The sequence below is a fragment of the Staphylococcus sp. HMSC063A07 genome (genome assembly GCF_001836955.1).
Taxonomy (GTDB): domain Bacteria; phylum Bacillota; class Bacilli; order Staphylococcales; family Staphylococcaceae; genus Staphylococcus; species Staphylococcus lugdunensis.
Genome location: NZ_KV830899.1, coordinates 1 through 22,282, shown reverse-complemented (window position 1 = coordinate 22,282; position 22,282 = coordinate 1). Strand labels below are relative to the sequence as shown.

General features: G+C 34.8%; 24 protein-coding genes and 1 pseudogene. 15 read left to right on the top strand and 10 right to left on the bottom strand.

What is annotated here, in order from left to right; all coding sequences use genetic code 11:
• Positions 1-2: 2 nt before the first annotated feature.
• Together bshB2 and HMPREF2597_RS00115 are read right to left on the bottom strand one after the other, a co-directional pair.
• Complete coding sequence (gene bshB2, locus HMPREF2597_RS00120) at positions 3-668, bottom strand: bacillithiol biosynthesis deacetylase BshB2 (RefSeq protein WP_012991021.1); 666 nt, start codon at positions 666-668, stop codon at positions 3-5.
• Between the two features lie 13 nt (positions 669-681).
• Positions 682-1,044: a YojF family protein gene (locus HMPREF2597_RS00115; RefSeq protein ID WP_002479444.1), complete on the bottom strand. Its 363-nt coding sequence runs from the start codon at positions 1,042-1,044 to the stop codon at positions 682-684.
• Between the two features lie 264 nt (positions 1,045-1,308).
• On the opposite strand from HMPREF2597_RS00115, the gene hxlA reads away from it, so the two are divergent.
• The 4 genes and pseudogenes from hxlA (at position 1,309) to scdA (ending at position 5,425) form a co-directional block, all read left to right on the top strand.
• Positions 1,309-1,941 carry a 3-hexulose-6-phosphate synthase gene (gene hxlA / locus HMPREF2597_RS00110; protein WP_002479443.1) on the top strand — a complete coding sequence of 211 codons (633 nt, stop codon included), beginning with the start codon at positions 1,309-1,311 and terminating at the stop codon, positions 1,939-1,941.
• A 1-nt stretch (position 1,942) separates the two neighbouring features.
• On the top strand, positions 1,943-2,491 hold the full coding sequence (gene hxlB / locus HMPREF2597_RS00105) for a 6-phospho-3-hexuloisomerase (protein WP_002479442.1): 549 nt from the start codon (positions 1,943-1,945) through the stop codon (positions 2,489-2,491).
• A gap of 670 nt (positions 2,492-3,161) precedes the next feature.
• Positions 3,162-4,574, top strand: a pseudogene (locus HMPREF2597_RS00100) (MFS transporter).
• A gap of 173 nt (positions 4,575-4,747) precedes the next feature.
• Entirely contained in the window at positions 4,748-5,425 is a 678-nt protein-coding gene (gene scdA, locus HMPREF2597_RS00095; RefSeq protein WP_002479441.1) for an iron-sulfur cluster repair di-iron protein ScdA, read from the top strand.
• Positions 5,426-5,604: 179 nt separating this feature from the next.
• Here scdA and vraX read toward each other — a convergent pair whose 3' ends face one another.
• The 4 genes from vraX to HMPREF2597_RS00080 form a co-directional block, all read right to left on the bottom strand.
• Entirely contained in the window at positions 5,605-5,775 is a 171-nt protein-coding gene (gene vraX, locus HMPREF2597_RS12670) for a C1q-binding complement inhibitor VraX (protein ID WP_002479440.1), read from the bottom strand.
• 150 nt (positions 5,776-5,925) lie between these two features.
• Positions 5,926-7,059: an FAD-dependent oxidoreductase gene (locus HMPREF2597_RS00090; protein ID WP_002479439.1), complete on the bottom strand. Its 1,134-nt coding sequence runs from the start codon at positions 7,057-7,059 to the stop codon at positions 5,926-5,928.
• 295 nt (positions 7,060-7,354) lie between these two features.
• A complete protein-coding gene (gene thiD / locus HMPREF2597_RS00085) occupies positions 7,355-8,185 on the bottom strand; it encodes a bifunctional hydroxymethylpyrimidine kinase/phosphomethylpyrimidine kinase (protein WP_002479438.1) in 831 nt (276 codons plus the stop codon).
• 88 nt (positions 8,186-8,273) lie between these two features.
• Positions 8,274-9,266: a choloylglycine hydrolase family protein gene (locus HMPREF2597_RS00080; RefSeq protein WP_070817087.1), complete on the bottom strand. Its 993-nt coding sequence runs from the start codon at positions 9,264-9,266 to the stop codon at positions 8,274-8,276.
• 152 nt (positions 9,267-9,418) lie between these two features.
• Here HMPREF2597_RS00080 and HMPREF2597_RS00075 point away from each other — a divergent pair, with 152 nt between their 5' ends.
• From HMPREF2597_RS00075 to HMPREF2597_RS00060, 4 genes are all read left to right on the top strand, one after another.
• Complete coding sequence (locus HMPREF2597_RS00075) at positions 9,419-10,087, top strand: uracil-DNA glycosylase (protein ID WP_002479436.1); 669 nt, start codon at positions 9,419-9,421, stop codon at positions 10,085-10,087.
• Positions 10,080-10,475: a DUF5327 family protein gene (locus HMPREF2597_RS00070; protein ID WP_002479435.1), complete on the top strand. Its 396-nt coding sequence runs from the start codon at positions 10,080-10,082 to the stop codon at positions 10,473-10,475. The genes HMPREF2597_RS00075 and HMPREF2597_RS00070 overlap by 8 nt, the downstream gene beginning before the upstream one ends.
• 23 nt (positions 10,476-10,498) lie before the next feature.
• Positions 10,499-10,867: a DUF423 domain-containing protein gene (locus HMPREF2597_RS00065; protein WP_162285079.1), complete on the top strand. Its 369-nt coding sequence runs from the start codon at positions 10,499-10,501 to the stop codon at positions 10,865-10,867.
• Between the two features lie 72 nt (positions 10,868-10,939).
• On the top strand, positions 10,940-12,415 hold the full coding sequence (locus HMPREF2597_RS00060; protein WP_002479434.1) for an APC family permease: 1,476 nt from the start codon (positions 10,940-10,942) through the stop codon (positions 12,413-12,415).
• A 107-nt stretch (positions 12,416-12,522) separates the two neighbouring features.
• Here HMPREF2597_RS00060 and HMPREF2597_RS00055 read toward each other — a convergent pair whose 3' ends face one another.
• Positions 12,523-12,975 (bottom strand): threonine/serine exporter family protein, encoded by a 453-nt coding sequence (locus tag HMPREF2597_RS00055; RefSeq protein ID WP_002479433.1) that lies wholly within the window; start codon positions 12,973-12,975, stop codon positions 12,523-12,525.
• A 12-nt stretch (positions 12,976-12,987) separates the two neighbouring features.
• Complete coding sequence (locus tag HMPREF2597_RS00050) at positions 12,988-13,755, bottom strand: threonine/serine exporter family protein (RefSeq protein ID WP_002459890.1); 768 nt, start codon at positions 13,753-13,755, stop codon at positions 12,988-12,990.
• A gap of 419 nt (positions 13,756-14,174) precedes the next feature.
• On the opposite strand from HMPREF2597_RS00050, the gene HMPREF2597_RS00045 reads away from it, so the two are divergent.
• Positions 14,175-14,384, top strand: coding sequence for a hypothetical protein (locus HMPREF2597_RS00045; protein ID WP_002459888.1), 210 nt, complete (start codon positions 14,175-14,177; stop codon positions 14,382-14,384).
• Positions 14,385-14,466: 82 nt separating this feature from the next.
• On the opposite strand, the gene HMPREF2597_RS00040 is transcribed toward HMPREF2597_RS00045, so the two are convergent.
• Entirely contained in the window at positions 14,467-14,889 is a 423-nt protein-coding gene (locus tag HMPREF2597_RS00040; protein WP_002479432.1) for a DUF1433 domain-containing protein, read from the bottom strand.
• Positions 14,890-15,561: 672 nt separating this feature from the next.
• Positions 15,562-16,311 carry a hydrogen peroxide-dependent heme synthase gene (gene hemQ / locus HMPREF2597_RS00035; RefSeq protein WP_002459884.1) on the bottom strand — a complete coding sequence of 250 codons (750 nt, stop codon included), beginning with the start codon at positions 16,309-16,311 and terminating at the stop codon, positions 15,562-15,564.
• A gap of 161 nt (positions 16,312-16,472) precedes the next feature.
• On the opposite strand from hemQ, the gene pta reads away from it, so the two are divergent.
• The 6 genes from pta (at position 16,473) to HMPREF2597_RS00005 (ending at position 22,242) form a co-directional block, all read left to right on the top strand.
• Positions 16,473-17,459, top strand: a complete 987-nt coding sequence (pta, locus tag HMPREF2597_RS00030) for a phosphate acetyltransferase (protein ID WP_002459883.1) — start codon at positions 16,473-16,475, stop codon at positions 17,457-17,459.
• The gene (locus HMPREF2597_RS00025; protein WP_002479430.1) at positions 17,459-18,292 is read left to right on the top strand and encodes a lipoate--protein ligase family protein; all 834 of its coding nucleotides are present in this window, start codon (positions 17,459-17,461) and stop codon (positions 18,290-18,292) included. Before pta ends, HMPREF2597_RS00025 begins: the two co-directional genes overlap by 1 nt.
• A gap of 442 nt (positions 18,293-18,734) precedes the next feature.
• Positions 18,735-19,658, top strand: coding sequence for a mevalonate kinase (gene mvk / locus HMPREF2597_RS00020; RefSeq protein WP_002479429.1), 924 nt, complete (start codon positions 18,735-18,737; stop codon positions 19,656-19,658).
• Positions 19,659-19,662: 4 nt separating this feature from the next.
• Positions 19,663-20,646 (top strand): diphosphomevalonate decarboxylase, encoded by a 984-nt coding sequence (gene mvaD / locus HMPREF2597_RS00015; protein WP_002459880.1) that lies wholly within the window; start codon positions 19,663-19,665, stop codon positions 20,644-20,646.
• A 12-nt stretch (positions 20,647-20,658) separates the two neighbouring features.
• The gene (locus HMPREF2597_RS00010) at positions 20,659-21,735 is read left to right on the top strand and encodes a phosphomevalonate kinase (RefSeq protein WP_002459879.1); all 1,077 of its coding nucleotides are present in this window, start codon (positions 20,659-20,661) and stop codon (positions 21,733-21,735) included.
• A gap of 165 nt (positions 21,736-21,900) precedes the next feature.
• Entirely contained in the window at positions 21,901-22,242 is a 342-nt protein-coding gene (locus tag HMPREF2597_RS00005; RefSeq protein ID WP_002479428.1) for a YuzB family protein, read from the top strand.
• The last annotated feature ends 40 nt before the right edge of the window (positions 22,243-22,282 follow it).

Below are 22,282 nucleotides of genomic sequence, written 5' to 3'. Positions count from 1 at the left end.
CCTTATGCTTTAAAATGATAAGTCCAGAATGGTTCTACTTCTAAGAAACTTTGCGTTTCACCATCAATTTCAGGACTTGCTAATTGTTTTAAAAACGGACCTGTTTGTGATGCATGAGCTTCAAATGCTTTTAATTTTAGTTCTTTATATTTTGAAATATCATTTAAAATATCTGGTTCTCCTAAATGTTCGATTGCATCATTACTAAATGCGACTAATTGTAAACGAGGGCGCTGTGCAGCGGGCATACGTTTTACAGTTCTAATCACAGCGTCTGCAGTAGCTTCATGGTCAGGATGTACTGAGTAATTAGGATAAAAAGAAATAATGACAGAAGGATGTGTTTCGTCAATTAATCCTTGTATCATTGCATCCATTTGCGCATGAGGTTCAAATTCTACTGTTTTATCTCGTAAACCCATTTTTCTCAAATTTGTAATTCCTAAAATATTTGCGACGTTGTCAAGTTCTTGTTCTCTAATATCTGGTAAGGATTCTCTTGTTGCAAATGGTGGATTACCTAAATTACGTCCCATTTGTCCTAATGTAAGGCAAGCATATGTTACAGGTACTCCTGCCTCAATATAACTTGCTATCGTCCCAGCAGATGAGAAGGTTTCATCATCTGGATGTGGAAATATAACGAGTACATGACTTTCATCATTCATGACTGTACCTCCTCTATAATGTGAATGGCTTATCACTGATTTCAATAGTGGCAGCCAATTGTCCTTCATAATTAAATCCAGCAATTAAAAATTCATTATTATTGTTGACTTCGAAGTGTGTGAGTCCTTGTACATAGACCCAGCCACCATCACGAAGTTTGAGACCAACGCGGTAAGGATCTTTGCCTCCGCCTTTAAGTTGTGCGTGTTCATATGTGACTTGTATATTTCTTAAAAACGTCCCCGCATTAAAAACACGTTGGTCGAAATGGTTTGCATACGCACCATTTGTTGTTTCAACGTGTAAATAAACAGGTTTATTTTCGTATGATGTGAGTCTTTTTTGTACTTCTATTTCATTAATTGGTTCCAACACATTCACTCCTTGTGCCATACAACATGTTTATCATTCTATTTTACTAAAAAGAACAGCGTAATTGTATATCTCTGCTCAATTTATTTAAAAAAGTAACAATAACGTTGTCATTATACATATAGACTATGCGAATACTTCAGTTAAAAGTTAATTGTTAGAGAAAAATCTAGTCGTTTAAAAAAAGATGAGACGGGTAAACTGCTAACTAGAAATAGAAAAACAAATAATGATTTATATAACATTAATGTTGAAAGGATGTTTGCATTGGAATTACAATTAGCAATCGATTTATTAAACAAAGAAGAAGCGGCAGAATTAGCTAAAAAAGTTGAGGAATATGTAGATATCGTAGAAATAGGTACGCCTATTGTTATCAATGAAGGGTTACCAGCCGTTGAACATTTAAATAAAAATATAAATAATGCAAAAGTATTAGCAGATCTTAAAATAATGGATGCAGCAGATTATGAAGTAAGCCAAGCGATTAAATTTGGCGCAGACGTTGTAACTATTTTAGGTGTTGCTGAAGATGCTTCAATTAAAGCAGCAGTTGAAGAAGCGCATAAACATGATAAACAACTATTAGTAGATATGATTGCTGTTCAAGATTTAGAAAAACGTGCGCAAGAATTAGATGATATGGGTGCTGATTATATTGCAGTGCACACAGGTTATGACTTACAAGCTGAGGGACAATCGCCATTAGATAGCTTACGTAAAGTTAAATCTGTAATTAAAAATTCTAAAGTCGCCGTTGCTGGTGGTATTAAACCAGATACGATAAAAGAAATCGTTGCTGAAAATCCGGACTTAGTTATTGTAGGTGGCGGTATTGCTAACGCTGAAGATCCTGTAGAAGCGGCTAAACAATGTCGTGATGCGATTGAAGGTAAATAATATGTCTCAATTTACAAATTACCGTCTTATTCTTGAAGAGCTAGAGCGTACGTTATCACATGTTCAAGATGAACAATACGACCGTTTTGCGAATGATGTAAATGGTGCACAAAGTATATTCACTGCAGGTAAAGGGCGTTCGGGCTTTATTGCGAATAGCTTTGCGATGCGTCTAAATCAATTAGGTAAAGATGCGTACGTCGTAGGGGAATCAACAACGCCGTCTATCAAAGAACATGATTTATTTGTAATCTTGTCTGGTTCAGGCTCAACAGCGCATTTACGTTTGTTAGCTGAAAAAGCCCAAACAGTAGGTGCTAAAGTCGTATTATTAACCACAAATCCTGATTCTCCAATTGGGGAGTTAGCAGAAACGGTGATTGAATTACCTGCTGGAACTAAATATAACGCAGAAGGTTCAGAACAACCTTTAGGCAGTTTATTTGAACAAGCTGCACTCCTGTTTTTAGATAGTGTGGTACTTGGACTCATGGATACGTTTAATATTGATGAAGAAACAATGCAAAATAATCATGCTAATTTAGAATAAAAATTTATATATAATATATTCATTAGCCCGTTGAAATAGTAAATTTCGATGGGCTTTATTAATTAAATGATGTGCTTAAAAGTCTTATTTTACATAAATGAGTTACTAGTAAAAAGAGCAGTAACCACGTTGGTTTTTAGCGAAATAGATACAAAATGCCATTCTAATCGAAATAAATAAATATTAATAAAAGTGAATACATATAGATTATACAAAATATTGCATATGATTGGATAAATATATAGCGGGTATAGTTAGATGACATATTATATTTTATATAACACCGGATTTATGTTGAAAAAACAATATAAATTTTTGACAACTTTTATTGCCTTTAAAGTGAGTATTCGCTAGATTGACAACATTTTTCAAAATCCTTAAGTCATTGATATTAATGGAGATATAAGCATTATTAAAACGAGTGGGAATATGCCGGAATCCCTATGTTTAACTATGCGATAGTGAATATTTAAAGTCAAAATGTAGCGGGCAATATTTCAACGCAATTTACTATAACACGATAAAGCATTAAAAATTTATATAAATATAATTAAAAATTCTGTAAAATGAATAAACTTGAATTTTAAAAATTAATTTTTCTTTAATCGATTTGACATTATAAATTAATAACGTATAATTATGTAACATATTACAAGGGAGTGTATCATTCATGGATTTCGAAAAAGAAAATATTAACATGGTAAACGCTCAAAAAGCCAAAAAAACTGTTATCGCAACAGGAATTGGTAATGCCATGGAATGGTTTGATTTTGGGGTTTATGCCTACACAACTGCATACATAGGTGCAAACTTCTTTTCTCCAGTTGAAAACGATCAAATTCGACTAATTCTTACTTTCGCTGCGTTAGCGATTGCTTTCTTATTACGACCAATTGGGGGAATTGTTTTTGGCGTTATAGGAGATAAATATGGTCGGAAAGTCGTATTAACAACGACAATTATTTTAATGGCGTTTTCAACGTTAACGATTGGTTTGTTACCCAACTACGATACTATAGGAATTTGGGCACCAATACTATTACTACTTGCTAGAGTGTTGCAAGGGTTCTCTACAGGAGGAGAATATGCTGGTGCAATGACATACGTAGCAGAGTCTTCTCCAGATAAAAGCCGTAATCGTTTAGGCTGTGGTTTGGAAATTGGGACATTATCAGGTTATATAGCAGCTTCAATTATGATTGCCATTTTAAGTTATTTATTAACGGCAGAACAAATGCAATCATAGGGCTGGAGAATACCGTTTATTCTAGGTTTATTCCTTGGTTTATTTGGATTATATTTACGTCGTCGCTTAGAAGAATCACCTATTTTCGAAAATGATATTGAAACGGCGCCACAACGAGATAATATTGGTTTTTTAACTATTATTCGTTACTATTACAAGGATATTTTAGTCTGTTTTGTAGCGGTTGTATTTTTTAACGTAACAAATTATACAGTCACTGCATATTTACCGACTTACTTAGAACAAATAGTAAAATTGGATGCGACAACAACAAGTGTGCTGATTACTTGTGTGATGGCTATTATGATTCCATTAGCACTTATGTTCGGTAGAATTGCAGATAAAATTGGTGAGAAAAAAGTGTTCTTAATAGGTACGGGTGGTTTAACACTATTAAGTATCGTTGCTTTTAGCTTATTGAATACTCGCTCATTACCACTGATTATTGTTGGTGTACTAGTATTAGGATTCTTCTTATCAACATATGAGGCGACAATGCCTGGATCGTTGCCAACAATGTTCTATACGCATATTAGATATCGAACATTGTCTGTAACCTTTAACTTATCAGTGTCATTATTTGGTGGTACGACACCACTTATAGCTGCTTGGTTAGTAAACTACACAAACAATATTTTAGCACCTGCATATTATTTAACTGCGATAAGCGTCATTGGTTTTGTTGTCATTTCATTACTGCATTTCAGTATGGCTGGAAAATCATTGAAAGGTTCTTATCCTAATGTCGATAGTGAAGAAGACCGTAGATACTTCGAAGAGCATCCTAAAGAGGCATTATGGTGGGTACAAGAACGTAAAGAAAAAGAAGACTTTTAGTATGACAATTAGACGTGCATGTCAATTTATGATGAATTGGCACGCACGTTATTTGTTTTTGTCGCTAAATTTGAATAAAAGGCGACGTCATTTTGTCAATCTTATGAACAGACTAGGTTATCGTGCTAACACGTTTTATAATATGGATAACTTATATGATAAAGGTGATTAATATGATAACGAAAGAAACAATTGTTGCAGAAGTAGTGACTGATTATCCAAAAGCAGCAGATGTTTTTAAGCATGCAGGCATAGATTTTTGTTGCGGTGGTGCTATTTCAATCGAACAAGCAAGCCAAAAGAGTAAATTATCGTTAGAAGCGTTGTTATCACAGCTTCAACAACTCGAAAGACAAAGTGAGCCAGGTGGCGGTTTAAATCCTAAATATTTAAGCGTGGCCTCATTGATTCAGTATATTCAAGCTGCGTATCATGAACCACTAAAGGAAGAATTAAAACAACTAACGCCATATATAACAAAAGTAGCTAAAGTACATGGGCCGCAACACGATTATCTCATTGAGTTAAAAGCGTTATATACCCAATATAAAAACAACATGACTGCACACACGGCACAAGAAGATGATCATGATTTTCCTAAAATGATTGCTTTTTCAAATGGGCAAGATGTTGCAGAAATAGAACAAATTATTCTAGATTTGAAGACAGATCATGATGAGGTTGGTCAAATACTGAAGAAAATGAATCAGCTAACAAATGATTATACAATTCCAAATGAAGCATGTAATACATGGCGCCTCGTTTATCAACGCCTCCAAGCAATTGAAAAAGCAACATATCGACATGTGCATCTTGAAAATCATGTATTGTTTAATAAATTACATGCATAACAACAAACAAGCACTGATATTCGCCAAAGGGGACAACTTTGGAATGAATTCAGTGCTTGTTTGACTTTAATAAGGTGAATTTAGGAATACTATTTGACGTTTGTTACATGATAGGGGGTCAGTAACATCGTACTTTTTAAGGGTGGATCCATGACGAAATAACATGGAGGTCAATGAGGTTAATAACTTAATTTCATGTTATCAACGTCATTTTCTAGTAGAGAGAGCAATTTATAGATTTCGTTTTTATTAAACGTTTCATCGAATTTTACCGTAATTGTCTTGAAGGTCCGCGTAATGATTTCGTAGATAGGGACACCGTTTTCTATATTTTGCTTGTGAATAATCATGTTGACTTGCTCCTCCTTTATCTCTCTACACTTCATATCTTACTGAATTTTTAATTCAAAATCATGAGCCCCAAGTACCAACTTTTAATACGACGTACTACGTATAATCTTCTACGACTAAATACTTAGAATACGCAATGCTATCAGTGATTATGCTTCACCTTTAAATAGTTTGACAAAACGTTCAGGACTATCTTGGCCTAGACAAATATCCAATAGTTCGTGTGATTCTTGTTGCTCTGCTTCACTTCTAGGGAACATTTGACTTTCGTATTCTTTGATTACTTCGTCGAAATGATTGTAATTTTTAGCGATGCCTTCTGCTAATTCTGCACCATCTAGCATAGCTAAGTTAGCGCCTTCACCAGATGGCGCCATTAAATGTGCAGCGTCACCAATTAAAGTGATGCCTGACTTAGGTTCCCAGCGATGTTTGTCAGGTAAAGCATTGATTTTTCTAGCTACGATATTTGAATCTGACTCAGTTAACAATGCAGTAATTTCTGGTGCCCAGCCTTTAAATTCAGCTAAAATCGTTTTGATCGTTTCTGTTTTATTAGAAAAATCTATGCGATTAATCCAATCTAAATCACGGTTCATTTCTATATAAGTGTGAATAATATTATTTGCTTCGCGATGAGCTACAAAACCTTTTCCAGGAGAAAGGGCATACATCGCTCCTTCACCAACAATTTCAGCTGTTTTAGGATGTTTGTTATCAACATCGTGTAAATAAGTTTCAATAAAGGTTGTACCTACATAATTCGGTGTAATATCTGTTAATAATTTGCGTACTTTTGACCATGCACCATCTGCGCCAATTAATTTTGTAGTGTTTACAAAGCTTTCATCTCTAAATACGACTTTATATTCTCCGTGTTGAATTTCTTCTATATGATCTACTTTTTTATTCCATTCAATTGTTTCTTCTGGAAGTGAGTGAATTAAAATTTGGCGTAAGTCACCACGTAATACTTCAGGACGTCCATTTTCTTCATCAGCAGGCACCTCTAGAAGTAATTCTCCATTGGTATCTACAATTTTTGCTGCATCGGCACCTTCATGAATAATCGAATGAAATTCATCCATTAAATTAGCCTTTTCTAAAGCAACCTGACCATTATATTCATGAATATCTAATTGACCACCTTGTGTACGAGCATTCGGCGATGCATCTGCCTCATAGATTTTTGAAGGTATGCCATTCACATATAACACACGGGCAAGTGTTAAACCACCGATACCGCCACCAATAATTGTAATAGGTTCTTTTACTTTATTCATCATAAAACTCCTTTAAAACTCAATAATTAAATGCATTCTTACTTTACGCAAAAAACAGTTAGTTTAAACATAAAATAATAAATGTGATATAGTTTTTCCTATTCGTCGATGATTTTGATCGTTTATATTACTAAAATATTAGAAAGTAAAATAGACGAAGTAGAAATAGTTACTGTAACTTATAGGGGCTAAAATGAACAAGTTGATATTTTAATACTATATAAAAAAGCTTTTAACTATTCCCGTTTGCTTTTGTTAAAGCCAAGAGAATAATTAAAAGCTTCATGTTAAAAAACTATACTTCTGTTACTTCTACGTCGATATGTTCAACACGATTAAATGCACCATGATCAACCGGTCCAACAAACGCATTCATTTTCCAGCCATTTTTAATTGCAGATGCCACAAAACCTTTAGCGGCAATAACAGCTTCTTTTGGTGATTTGCCATTAGCTAAATAAGCTGTTGTTGCTGCTGCAAATGTACAACCAGCACCATGATTGTAACTTTGTTGGAACATATCTGTTGTTAATTGATAGTAATTTGCGCCATCAAAGTATAAATCATAAGATTTATCTTGATCTAGTGCTTTACCACCTTTAATGATGACATGTTGTGCACCTTGATCATGAATGATTTTAGCTGCTTGTTTCATGTCTGCGATTGAAGTTAATTTACCTAAACCTGAAAGTTGTCCTGCTTCAAATAAATTAGGTGTCACTACGGTTGCTTTAGGTAATAAATATTTAATCATCGCATCAGTATTTCCCGGGTTAAGTACTTCATCTTCGCCTTTACAAACCATCACTGGGTCTACTACGAAGTATTTTGCACCCGATTGTTCAAAGGCCTCGCCAGCACGTTGAATAATTTCTTGTGTACCCAACATACCTGTTTTAATGGCGTCTGGACCAATTGAAATTGCAGTTTCAAGTTGTTTTTCGAGTAACTCCATTGGTAATGGTGTCACATCGTGAGACCACGTATCTTTGTCCATGGTAACGACAGCAGTCAATGCCACCATGCCATAAGTGTCTAATTCTTGGAACGTTTTTAGGTCTGCTTGCATTCCTGCGCCAGCACTGGTGTCAGAACCGGCAATTGTTAAAACTTTTTTTAAAGCCATTTAAGTTCACTCCCAATTATTTTCTAATACGTTTTTATCATATCATGTTTTAACGGTTAAGAAATAGCAGGGACACTTACATAGGTTGCTAGTCTTTAGTGTTTTTTAGCGGTGTAAATTGAATTTCTTGTTTCAATGGGAAAAACACCATCTCTTTTTGTGTCAGTATTTCTTCAGTTAATGTAAGCGAAAAAATTTGATTCGTTGAATATGGCTTGATGTAAAACGTTAATGTTTCACTGTCCATGACTAGTTGATACTGAGTATAGTGAGGTATGCCACCATCTAATACAGCACCTTTTGGAATACTTGCACTATCCAGCAGCTTAAAGCAGTTGTTAAGATTTTGTCTTTCGTCAGTGGCACTGTGTAACTGTTGTCGAAGATAGCTTGCTCTAACAAAACGCTCGGTCGAAGTATAGCCTCCAGGCAAACCATTTGTACCTGCTTCGATGCCCATAGGACGAGTAAGTATCTTTCCTACAATAGGATAAGCAGTTTTCGTTGGTGACAGAAACGCGTAATTGCGTAAGTTTTCTATATGCCATTCTACGCTTGGTGCATTGGTAAGGACGTTTACATGATTATCTTTGATAATGACCCTACCATTACGTGGTTCAACTGTAGCAGTATGACCTGTTTTATCTGTGATCATAAATTGTAATGGGGGCACAATATTTAATGTCGTATTTTTTTCATTTAATATATTGATATGTGCTGCCTTTTGCTTTAAATCCGCAATGTTTTTTACGAAGCCTAATACCCAAACAATAAATTCTTCAGGTGCTAAATTAAAATATCCATAGCGTTTATGTTTACAATAAGAGGCTTCGCCGGTGAAATAATGATTGGAGATAGCAAGTCCTTGTTCATTGATACCATCACCAAAACGATATCGTCCCACTTTAAGATTAGTACCTACAAAACCATACGTTAATTGCAAAGCATCTTCTAAATCAAAATCATATTTGAAATCTCTTGGCACTACAGTAGGTATGCCATTAAATTCAAAGGCAAAATCCATGGTACGTGCTAAATAATGATGATTTTGTTTTGTATAAAAAGAAAAGCCAGTACACATCGTTATTTCTCCTTTATTTCCAGTGTTGTTATTTATTCATAGCATAATGAAATAGATATAATTTGTAAACTTTTATGTATTATAAGTTTACATTATATAGATAGTGAACCTTTTAAGAGGTATATGTTAAACTATTGCTTGAGGTGAAGATAATGGAGTGGGCACAAATTTTTCATGATATAACATCTAGACATGATTTTTCTGCGATGCATGATTTTTTAGAAAAAGAATATACGACGCAAATTGTATACCCAGATAGAAAAAACATCTATCAAGCTTTTAGTTTAACGCCTTTTGAAAATATAAAAGTTGTGATTTTAGGTCAAGATCCTTATCACGGACCAAATCAAGCGCATGGTTTAGCTTTTTCGGTACAACCTAAAGCGAAATTCCCACCATCTTTAAAAAATATGTACCAAGAATTAGAAGATGATATTGGCTGTCATAGGACATCGCCGCATTTACAGGATTGGGCACGTGAAGGTGTTCTACTATTAAATACGGTGTTGACTGTGCGCCAAGGCCAGGCACATTCGCATAAAGATATAGGTTGGGAAATATTCACGGATGAAATTATTCAGGCTGTATCACGATATAGGCAAAATGTGGTTTTTATATTATGGGGCAAACCAGCGCAACAAAAAATGAAATTGATTGATACGCAAAAGCACTATATTATTAAATCGTCACATCCCAGTCCGTTATCGGCTTATCGTGGCTTTTTTGGCTCAAAACCTTATTCCAGAGCCAATGCTTATTTAGAGTCAAAAGGAATAGCACCAGTACATTGGTGTGAAAGTGGGGAGAATACTCATGGATAGAGAGAAAATCATCCAGTTAATTGAACAAGAATTAGTTCAGGCGGATGAAGCAAGTAATGAGCAACAATTTGAGAAGCACATATATGCGATTCATACGCTAACGTCTTTATATACAACCACAACATCAGGCCATCGAGCAAGTCAAGAAACATCCCAGGATGATATTATGGGACCAACTTTTTCAACCACGGTGAAGTCAAATACAAAATCAGCAGTGCAACAGACAGGACATAAGCAAGCAGCAAAGGTAACAGCTGCTGAAATAGAAGCTATGGGCGGTAAAGTACCAAATTCCATGAAATCATCACACAACACGAACGTCGCTTCTTCAAATACTATGGTCACAGATGATGAAATTGGTAACGGCGATTCTATTTTTGATTTTTAAGCGTAAGGAGAGAACAAATAATGATGAAAGTATTTATTATCTTAGGTGCTTTATGTACTATGATGTCAGTTGGTACAGGTGCTTTTGGTGCCCATGTGCTTGAAGATAAACTCAATGAAAAATATATCTCTGTATGGGAAAAAGCAACAACATATCAAATGTATCATGGGTTAGGATTAATTCTAATTGGCATAATTAGTGGAACTACATCCATGAATGTTAATTGGGCAGGTTGGTTAATGTTTTTGGGTATCGTCTTCTTTAGTGGTTCGCTTTATATTTTAGCATTAACAGAGATTCGTATTTTAGGTGCAATTACGCCTATTGGTGGTGTCTTATTTATTGCGGGTTGGTTAATGCTAGTTATCGCAGCGTTTAAACTGCCAGTATAAAAGTAATGGTCATATAAATATGTTAGAGAACTCACTTTTGGGGTATACAGTTACCTTGAGGTGAGTTTTTTTATGACTGAAAAACAAAATAAAGTTGATAGAGGCGATTTAAAGCAAAATCTATCTGAGAAATTCGTATGGGCCATTGCTTATGGTTCATGTATAGGATGGGGAGCATTTATTTTACCAGGTGATTGGATTATGCAATCAGGACCTGTAGCCGCATCTTTAGGTATTTTTATAGGCGCATTGTTGATGATTTTAATCGCTGTCAGTTATGGTGCATTAGTTGAGCGCTTTCCCGTTTCTGGTGGTGCATTTGCATTTAGCTATTTAAGCTTTGGTAGATATGTTAGTTTCTTTTCATCATGGTTTCTAACATTTGGATATGTTTGTGTCGTGGCGTTAAATGCAACGGCTTTTAGTTTATTAATTAAATTTTTACTGCCCAATGTTTTAAACACTGGAAAGTTATATACTATAGCTGGTTGGGATGTTTACATAACTGAAATTATTATAGCAAGCGTATTACTTATCGTGTTTATGCTTATTTCGATTCGTGGTGCAAGTGTCTCTGGGTCACTACAATATTATTTTTGTGTTGCTATGGTGCTTGTCGTATTGTTAATGTTTGTAGGCTCATTTTTTGGTAGTACCTTTGATTTCGGTCATTTGCAACCATTAGCAAATCCTAAACGTGGTTGGTTTACATCTATTATTATGATTGTTGCGGTTGCACCATGGGCTTACGTTGGTTTTGATAATATTCCACAAACGGCAGAAGAGTTTAACTTTTCACCCAATAAGACATTTAAGCTAATTGTTTATAGCTTATTAGCTGCAGCATTTACTTATGTCTTAATGATTTTGTATACAGGTTGGTTAAGCACGTCAGCAAAAAGTGTGAATGGCAATTTATGGTTGACTGGTGCGGTGACACAATCGACCTTTAGCTATATTGGATTGTTTGTCCTAGCGATTGCTATTATTATGGGGATTTTTACTGGATTAAATGGCTTCTTGATGAGTGCTAGTCGACTGCTCTTTTCAATGGGGCGTTCTGGAATTATGCCTACGATGTTTAGTAAATTACATTCCAAATATAAAACGCCTTATGTGGCAATTGTCTTCTTAGTTGCAGTTACTTTAATTGCACCATGGTTGGGGCGTACAGCTTTGACGTGGATCGTTAATATGTCATCCACGGGTGTATCGATTGCATACTTTATTACTTGTTTATCTGCTGCTAAATTATTTAGTTTTAATAAAGAGAGTGAAACATACGGCCCAGTATTTAAGAGTTTTGGTATTATTGGATCCATTATCTCATTTATATTCTTATACTTATTATTAATACCAGGGTCTCCGGCATCGTTATCGTTACCTTCATATGTTGCTTTAGCTGGCTGGTTAATTATTGGTTTAGTATTCTTTGTTATTCGCTATCCAAAAATAAAAGCGATGAACAATGATGAGCTAAGTCGTTTGATATTAAATCACTCTGAAGATGAAGTGAATGACATGATGAACGAAGATAAAAATGAATAATGACTATCAATGAATATATAAATTTTAAGAATACAAAAAGACACGCAGCGTCAATCTATGCACTGTGTGTCTTTATTTTAAATTGTTGTGTTCAAACGTTTGAAACACTATAGACGCTTATATCTTTTAACGAAACCGGACACACTAATTTTAGAAACTTGGTCTGCAAATAATAAGCCTAAAGCGATGGCACCTGCGATAAGTGTTACTTCTAACATTGTATTGATAGCTTTTCCAAACTCCAATAAGACAAGGCTTTTAGTGGCATCAAAAGCAAGACCACCAGGGACGAGTGGTATGATTCCAGTAACCATAAATATAATTGCAGGTTCTTTCTGTTTTCGCGCCATAAAATGACTGATAAGGCCTAAAGCTAAACTGCCAAAGAAACTAGAGTAGATCGTGTGGAGGCGTAAGCCGTTGAAAAATATAACGTAGACCATCCAACCACATGCACCTACAAGCCCACATGTCAGATATAATTTTCTAGGCGCATCAAAAATGACGCAAAAGAATAATGATGCGGTATAACTAAATATAAAGTTTAGTAACCAAAACATAAGACATTTCTCCTATACCATAATTAAGATTGAACCTACGCCTGCCCCGATACCAAATGAAGTAACGAGCGCCTCTAATGACTTGGTCGTAAACATCAGCATGTGACCACCAAATAAATCTTGTATTGCATTCGTAATTAATACTCCAGGAACTATAGGCATTACAGCAGCAATAATAATGGTGGCAAGATCACCATTGGGAATAAAATGATGCCCAGTCACAGCAATCATTCCAATGACTAGAGAACCAACAAACTCAGGAATAAATTGTGCGTGAAGCTTTCTATCTAAGATCTCAACGACTAAATAACCGAGACCACCAGCTAAAATGGCTGTTAAGGTATCGATGAGCGTACCACCTTGAAGATATAAGAAACTTAGCGCAATGATTGCAGCTGCTATTCCTTTAAAACTTAAGCTACTATCGCGTTCAGCAATATAAATGTGTTCGAGTCTATGTTTGGCATCTTCTAAATCAATTTTATTACTTGAAATCATTCGTGAAATTTCATTAGCTTGTGATATTTTAATTAAATTAGTATCACGGGCGTTGATTCTAAATAAACGGGGATATGTTTCATCGTGTAAAGTAAATTGAATGACAGTATTTGTGACGAAACTATTGCTGTCTGAATAGCCTAATGATTTAGCAATACGCGTCATTGTATCTTCAACACGTGTACCTTCTGCGCCTGATTCTAATAAGATACGACCTGCTAACATTATCACATCTTTAATTAGAGTTTCTCGCTCTGTATCTATATATTGTTTTTTGTTCATTTCATCACCATATCAAGTAGAATGTTACATTAATTATAGTAGATGCGTATCGAAATGGCTACACAATAATTTAAATCATGTAGCGATATTATAATGATGAAAGGTTAAACTTTAGTAACAAAAATTGTATTTTTATTACTTTTTTATCAGTATTATTGCGATAACTTAACGAAATATGTTTATTTTTATTAAAAAGGGTTAAAATAAAAGTGTTAACAGGGAAAATATACTGGGTAGCGACAGTATATTTTGTGTAGTTAACGAATAGAGTAGTAGTAATTAAAGTTCTCCCAAGAGATACTAAGTAAGAACAGGGTTTAAAGCCCTGTTTTTTAAAAATACATATTGGGACAAATTCGCTAAAGCTACAAAAGAACTTCAGTGTAGTTGACATGCAGTAGAGTCTGCAAGATTTTCTGATGAAAATTTCAAAGGAATCAAGAGAACGAGCGCAACAAACTGAAATATGGTTTATGAGTATCACTAAACATAATATTAAATGGATTAATAACGCTGATTTAAAACAAGGTTTCCAATCAGCGATAAATGATGAACTCGATGACATAAAAGCTGAAACGAAAAACGCTGTTAATCCATTTCAAAACAATCAGATTTATGAATTAGATTGACAATTTACTGAAAATAAAACATTCAAACATAGATATTTGATACATTCTTAAAGCGCAAATTAACTTGAAAAGATCACTGAATTCAGTGATCTTTTTTATTATTATTTAGTTCTTTTTTGATTTCATCGGGTGATTTTAGTTGATGTGCTGGCTTTAATAGTTGACTTACTTTTTCACTTTTTATCATATCGCCTTCAAATTGAAAATTATCCTGTGGGTCTCCATAAGCAACAAAGTCATCTTTTTCGTTTTTGTTAATATACCCTTTAATAACAGCATCGCCCATAGGACCTAATTTTAAACTTGTGAAATGAACAGATTTGATGGTATTAGCTTCTTTGGTGTTGTGTTTAAGGTAAAGGGTAATACGTTCTTGTTGTTCTTTGTAGTAGATTTCCTTTTGTTTTTCACGTTCGTCATGTTTCATTTTGAGATAGACGCCTCCACTAATTATGCATAAACTCAAGATTATGCCAAGAATCATAAAAATGTGTTTTTTTGACATTGAATCAACTCCTAAACTGAGGTGAAATCTATGGATGAATTATATAATAACGATACTACATATTGTACTTTTTCATATATCACAGTTACATATAAAAATAATGAAAATGATTTAAAGTTACAGATTTTCGACAAGATAAGTATAACTCAATAAAGATGGAAGGAATATCCCTGTTGATAAGCACGGGAAAGTTCAGATCGATGATTTTTGGGGGATTTAAGAGAAAATATCAGATTGCCATTTTCTGTGCTAGGTACACAAGATGTAACGAAACTTTTCATTTGAGAAGTATTTAAAGTGTTTTTAAACATTAGCAAGTTTTAAATAAACAGTATGGGCCATCATTATGTTCTAGGCTATGAACTAAATATTGGCAGTAGTTGACTGGATTGAAAATGCGCTTATACCAAGCTTTTTCCAATCCTATTCAGCTTTGCCGGGCGGAACTACGAATTCATAATGAAGTCTGTCCTGCTCCCCATACTTTATGATGAAAAATTTATTGTGCATTAAAAAGAACCCTTAACTAAACTGAAGTGACGAATATCGGAATAGCTCGAGCTATTAACCTGCCGCATCAACAGTTTTTGAATTTGTTAAGGGTTTTGGGACTCAATTGTCAATAATACAATTGGAATAAAATATTAACAGTTCATGTCTTAAATGTTTTTGTTAAATAGCGAAAAATGAATCTAATTGATCAAGTTCTAGAATATGACCAATGTAGAAGCTGCCAAATTCACCATAGCGCGCTGTAGTTTCATCAAAACGCATTTCATAGACGATTTTTTTAAACTGTAGTACATCATCAGAGAACAATGTAACGCCCCATTCAAAATCATCAAAGCCAACTGAACCAGTAATAAATTGTTTGATTTTACCAGCATATTTACGACCGATTTTACCGTGGTTGTACATGAGCTCTTTTCTATCTTCCATCGGTAACATATACCAATTATATGTTTCATTTCGTCGTTTATCCATTGGGTAGAAGCAGATATATTCAGAATGTGGTAATTCTGGATATAAGCGTGCTTTAATATGTGGATTTTCATATGGGTCTTCATCAGATTTACCAGCAAGGTAATTACCTAACTCAATGACAGATACATAAGAGTATGTTGGAATTAGAAAATCTGAAATTCGACATTTATTTAATTCATTTTCGATTATATTTAATTCTTTCATTTCTGGACGCAACACCCATAATAAAAGATCTGCTTTCTGACCTGTAATATTATAGAGTGCTTGATCACCTGTATGAGAGGCTCTAGCATTTGCTTTATCGGCAAGAAATTGTTGTAGTTCTTGCACCATAGCATGACGGTCATCTTCAGGTACGAGTCTAAATGTTGTCCAATCTATCGCATAAAATAAATGTAAACTATACCAACCATCTAAAGTTTCTGCTGCTTCACTCATTAATAATCGCTCCTTTTCGTATCATTTATTTAAAATTTTAGCATAAGTTTGGTTGCTTATTCTAAATAAAAGATTACAAATTAGTGAAATGGAATTCTCATGATAAATCAAGTATAATTAAGAGTGCAAATATTATTATGTATAACAAATAGGAGGGTACTATGTCTTTATTAGATGTATTACAAAGTAAACTTTCAGGAAAAAATGTCAGAATCGTACTACCTGAAGGTGAAGACGAACGTGTTTTAACAGCTGCAACGCAATTACAAGCAACAGACTATGTAACGCCTATCGTATTAGGTGACGAAGCTAAAGTTAATGCTTTAGCACAAGACAAAGGATTGGATCTTACTGGTATTGAAGTTATCAATCCTACAACAAGCGAACTAAAACCAGAACTAGTGTCATCATTTGTAGAACGTCGTAAAGGGAAAGCGACAGAAGAACAAGCTAAAGAATTACTAAACAATGTTAACTATTTCGGAACGATGCTTGTATATGCTGGTAAAGCAGATGGTTTAGTAAGTGGTGCCGCACATTCAACAGGAGATACAGTGCGTCCTGCATTACAAATCATTAAAACAAAACCAGGTGTTTCAAGAACATCAGGTATCTTCTTTATGATTAAAGACGACAAACAATATATCTTTGGTGATTGCGCAATCAACCCAGAATTAGATGCACAGGGCTTAGCAGAAGTTGCTGTAGAAAGTGCTAAATCTGCTCAAAGCTTTGGTATGGATCCTCGTGTGGCAATGTTAAGCTTTTCTACTAAAGGTTCAGCAAAATCTGATGATGTTGAAAAAGTGGCTAATGCCGTTCAATTAGCACAAGAAAAAGTTTCAGCAGATCATTTAGAAAATGTCATTATTGATGGAGAATTCCAATTTGATGCTGCCATCGTACCTGCAGTGGCTGAGAAAAAAGCGCCAGGCGCTAAAATCCAAGGTGATGCAAATGTCTTTGTATTCCCAAGTTTAGAAGCAGGAAACATTGGCTATAAAATCGCACAACGTTTAGGTGGATTTGATGCGGTTGGTCCAGTATTGCAAGGACTTAATTCTCCAGTAAATGATTTATCACGTGGCTGCTCAATCGAAGACGTGTATAATTTATCAATTATTACTGCTGCTCAAACATTACAATAATGGAACTAAGTAGTAAATATTTTAATGGTGTGGATTGGCGCTATATAGACCATACGAATGGACTTGCGCCAATGCAATCATTTGCATTTGATGATACGTTTTCAGAGAGCGTGGGTAAAGATTTATCATGTAATGTTGTAAGAACTTGGATTCATCAACATACTGTTATATTAGGTATTCATGATTCACGTTTACCTTATCTCAAGGATGGTATTCGCTATTTAACTGATGAAGTTGGTTATAATGCGATTGTGCGCAACTCTGGCGGTTTAGGAGTTGTATTAGATCAAGGCATACTGAATATATCTTTAATTTTTAAAGGACAGACAGAAACAACAATTGATGAAGCTTTCTCAGTGATGTATTTATTAATTTGTAAAATGTTTGAAGACGATGATGTTGAAATTGAAACACATGAAATTGAACGTTCTTATTGTCCTGGAAAGTTTGATTTAAGCATTAATGATAAAAAGTTTGCCGGTATTTCGCAACGACGTGTCCGAGGTGGCATTGCCGTACAAATTTATTTGTGCGTGGAAGGCTCTGGGTCAAAGCGTGCTGAGATGATGCGCCATTTTTACCAACAGGCACTTAAAGGAGAAACAACAAAATTTAAATATCCAGACATCGAACCCCAATGTATGGCATCACTAGAAACGTTGTTAGAACGTGATATTAAAGTACAAGATGTTATGTTCCAATTATTACATGCGATTCAAGATTTAGGCGGCAAGCTAAACATGGATGCCATTACAGAAGATGAATGGCAACGATATGAAGGACATTTTGATAAAATAGTGGAGCGCAACGATAAAATGTCACGATTGTTATAGCACTAAGATGTGAGCATCCTGAATCATTGTATGATTATCTACAATGATTTAGGATGTTTTTTAATTTTGATACAAATAACGTGCACATTTAAATTGAAATTGTAGTATGATGGGTTAGGTAGAAAATAAAGAATATGAAATTAAGACTATAAATGTTTATAAAATCAAGATTTAAGGTAGAGTAAGTTAAATTTTTGAAACAAAAATACAATCGCTATATACTATTTAAGTGTTGTGCAACGAATGACAATTGTTATTTTACATTTTTGTGGTATTAGTCTACTATAAAAACAAAGTTTTATGACATAATTGTAGCGGAAACGTGACAAAGTTCGATAAAATAATAAGTTGAATAAAGCAAAAGATAGAATGTGAAGATTTCGAGCTTCGCGTTTTTTAATTGCAAATAAGTAAATAGAAAAAAGACTAAAGGTGAGCTAACATGACGCGACGAGGATATGGTGAATCGACTGGTAAGATTATCTTAATAGGTGAACATGCAGTAACATTTGGACAACCAGCCATTGCGATTCCGTTTAACGCTGGAAAGGTTAAAATTTTAATAGAAAGTTTAGAAAAAGGAAATTACTCTGCGATTCAAAGTGATGTCTATGATGGGCCTTTATATGATGCGCCAGAACATTTAAAGTCCATCGTTACCCGTTTTGTGGATAAACATCACATAGAAGATCCACTATTGGTTAAAATTAAAGCCAATTTGCCCCCATCACGTGGATTAGGTTCAAGTGCTGCTGTTGCAGTTGCATTTGTTAGAGCAAGCTATGACTATTTAGGTATTCCTTTATCTGATGACGACCTTTTAACCTATGCCAATTGGGCTGAACGTATTGCCCATGGTAAGCCAAGTGGCATTGACACACAAACGATTATTAGTAATAAACCGGTATGGTATCAGCAAGGTAAAGTTGAACATTTAAAAACTTTACAATTGGATGGCTATATGGTTGTTATTGATACTGGTGTGAAAGGATCAACGAAACAAGCAGTCGAGGACGTTCATCGTTTATGTAATAATGATGCTTATTATATGGATAAAATAACGCATATAGGTCAGTTAGTACATCAAGCAAGCGATGCAATTGAACACCATAGTTTTCAACAATTAGCTGAGATATTTAATCAATGTCAAGAAGACTTAAGAACATTAACAGTGAGTCATGACAAAATAGAACTATTTTTGAAGACGGCGCAACAAAATGGTGCAGTTGCTGGTAAATTAACTGGTGGGGGTCGTGGTGGAAGCATGCTGATTTTAGCAGAAGACCTGAATACCGCGAAACGTGTAGTATCAGCTGCAGAAAAGGCTGGGGCTGAGCATACTTGGATTGAATATTTAGGAGGTTAGGGCGTTGGTAAAAAGTGGCAAAGCACGCGCACATACAAATATTGCTGTTATAAAATATTGGGGAAAAAAAGATGAAGCATTAATCATCCCAATGAATAATAGTTTATCTGTTACGTTAGAACGTTTTTATACTGAAACACAAGTGACATTTAATCATAGTTATAATTCAGATCAGCTTATTTTAAATGGTGAACATGTTAGCGCGACAGAAAACCAAAAAATTCAACGTTTTATGGATATTGTTAGAGCCAAAGCGGGAATAACAATGCATGCCCTTATTGAAAGTACAAATCATGTGCCAACAGCTGCCGGTTTAGCCTCATCTGCAAGTGCTTATGCTGCTTTGGCCGCCGCTTGTAATGAAGCCTTAGAATTACAAATGACAGATAAAGACTTATCGAGATTGGCACGTCGTGGTTCTGGTTCGGCAAGTCGCAGTATTTTTGGTGGATTTGTTGAATGGCATAAAGGCTATGATGACTTAACATCATATGCTGAACAAATCGATGCCAAAGATTGGGAAAAGGATTTGGCCATGATCTTTATTGTTATTAACAAACAATCTAAAAAAGTTTCTAGTCGAGCGGGCATGTCGCTGACTAAAGAAACATCGCGTTTTTATCAATATTGGTTAGATTATGTAGAGCAAGATTTAGCAGATGCAAAAGCAGCGATCAAAACCAAAGATTTTCAACGGTTTGGTGAAACAATTGAAGCTAATGGATTACGTATGCATGCAACAAATTTAGGGGCGCAGCCACCTTTTACCTATTTAGTACCAGAAAGCTATTTGGCTATGGAAATTGTTCACCAATGTCGTGAAAATGGTATTCCTTGTTACTTCACTATGGATGCAGGGCCCAATGTCAAAGTCATTGTTGAAAAGAAAAATCTACAAGCTGTTCAATCAGCTTTTGAAGAAACATTTGAAACATCACAGATTATGTCGAGTGACATCATTTCATCAGGCGTCGAAATTATTAAGTAAGGAAGAGATAAAATGATTCGTGTGAAAGCTCCCGGAAAACTTTATATTGCAGGTGAATATGCCGTTACTGAACCGGGTTATAAATCCGTTTTGATTGCAGTGAATCGTTTTGTCACAGCTACAATTAAAGCTTCTAATGAAGTTGTTGGAACTATTCATTCTAAAACGCTGCATCATGATCCAGTATCATATAATCGTAATGATAATCAAATTGAAATTTCTGATACACATGCAGCGAAACAGTTGAAATATGTTGTCACTGCAATTGAAGTTTTTGAGCAATATGCTAGAAGCTGTGATATTAAGCTTGAGCATTTTCATTTAACTATTGATAGTAATCTTGCAGATGAATCAGGTCAGAAATATGGTTTAGGTTCAAGTGCTGCAGTATTAGTATCTGTAGTTAAAGCACTCAATAAATTTTATGATATGCAGTTATCTAATTTATATATCTATAAATTAGCTGTTATTGCAAATATGAAATTACAAAGTTTAAGTTCTTGCGGTGATATAGCTGTTAGTGTTTACAGTGGTTGGTTAGCCTATAGTACCTTTGATCATGATTGGGTGAAGCAACAAATGGAAGAAGGCCATGTAAGTGATGTTCTAGAAAAGAACTGGCCTGGCTTGCATATTGAGCCTTTACAAGCACCTGAAAATATGGAAGTTATTATCGGATGGACAGGATCTCCAGCATCTTCACCACATTTAGTTAGTGAAGTGAAACGTTTAAAATCAGATCCAGCATTTTACGGTGATTTTATTGAGCAATCACATTTGTGTGTTGAACAATTAATCAATGCCTTTAAGATGAATAATATTAAAGGTGTTCAGAAAATGATTCGCCAAAATCGTAAAGTGATACGTAAAATGGATGATGCAGCATCTGTAGATATCGAAACAAATAAATTAAAACGGTTATGTGATATTGCAGAAGCCCATGGTGGCGCAGCTAAAACGTCTGGTGCAGGTGGCGGCGATTGCGGCATAGCGATTATTGATACGAATGTTGATAAACACAAAATATATGAAGCATGGGCGCATGATGGCATTAAACCGTTACCTTTCAAAATATATCATGGACAGTAAATCAGATGTGACAACCTTTTGAATTTAATGAAGAGGTTGTTTTTCTTTTTGAAATATAATGTAATAATGTGATGATGTGTCTAAAGAGAACAGCTTGAAATTTTCTCTCAATAGAGTAAAATAAATAGAGTTAAATATGAATGCGAAGTAAAGGTGGGTGACACAATGAAAAACAAATTTTTAATTTGTGATGAATGTCAGGCAGTTAATATGAAGTCGCTAAAGAAAAAATTAGAAAAACTTGATCCAGATGCAGAGATTGAGATTGGATGCCAGTCATATTGTGGCCCAGGCCGACGAAAAACCTTTGCATTTGTTAATAATAGACCGTTAGCAGCATTGACAGAAGACGAATTGATGGAGAAAGTGGTAAAACAATTAAAAAAACCACGTAACCCTGAAGAAGAAGAACGCTTGAGAAAACGTAATGAAGAACGTAAACGACGTAAAGAAGAGCAAGATCGAAAACTAAAAGAAAAATTAGAACAACGCAAAGCTGCAAAATAAACAATTTGGAACATAAATACAAAGTATTAAAATTGTAATG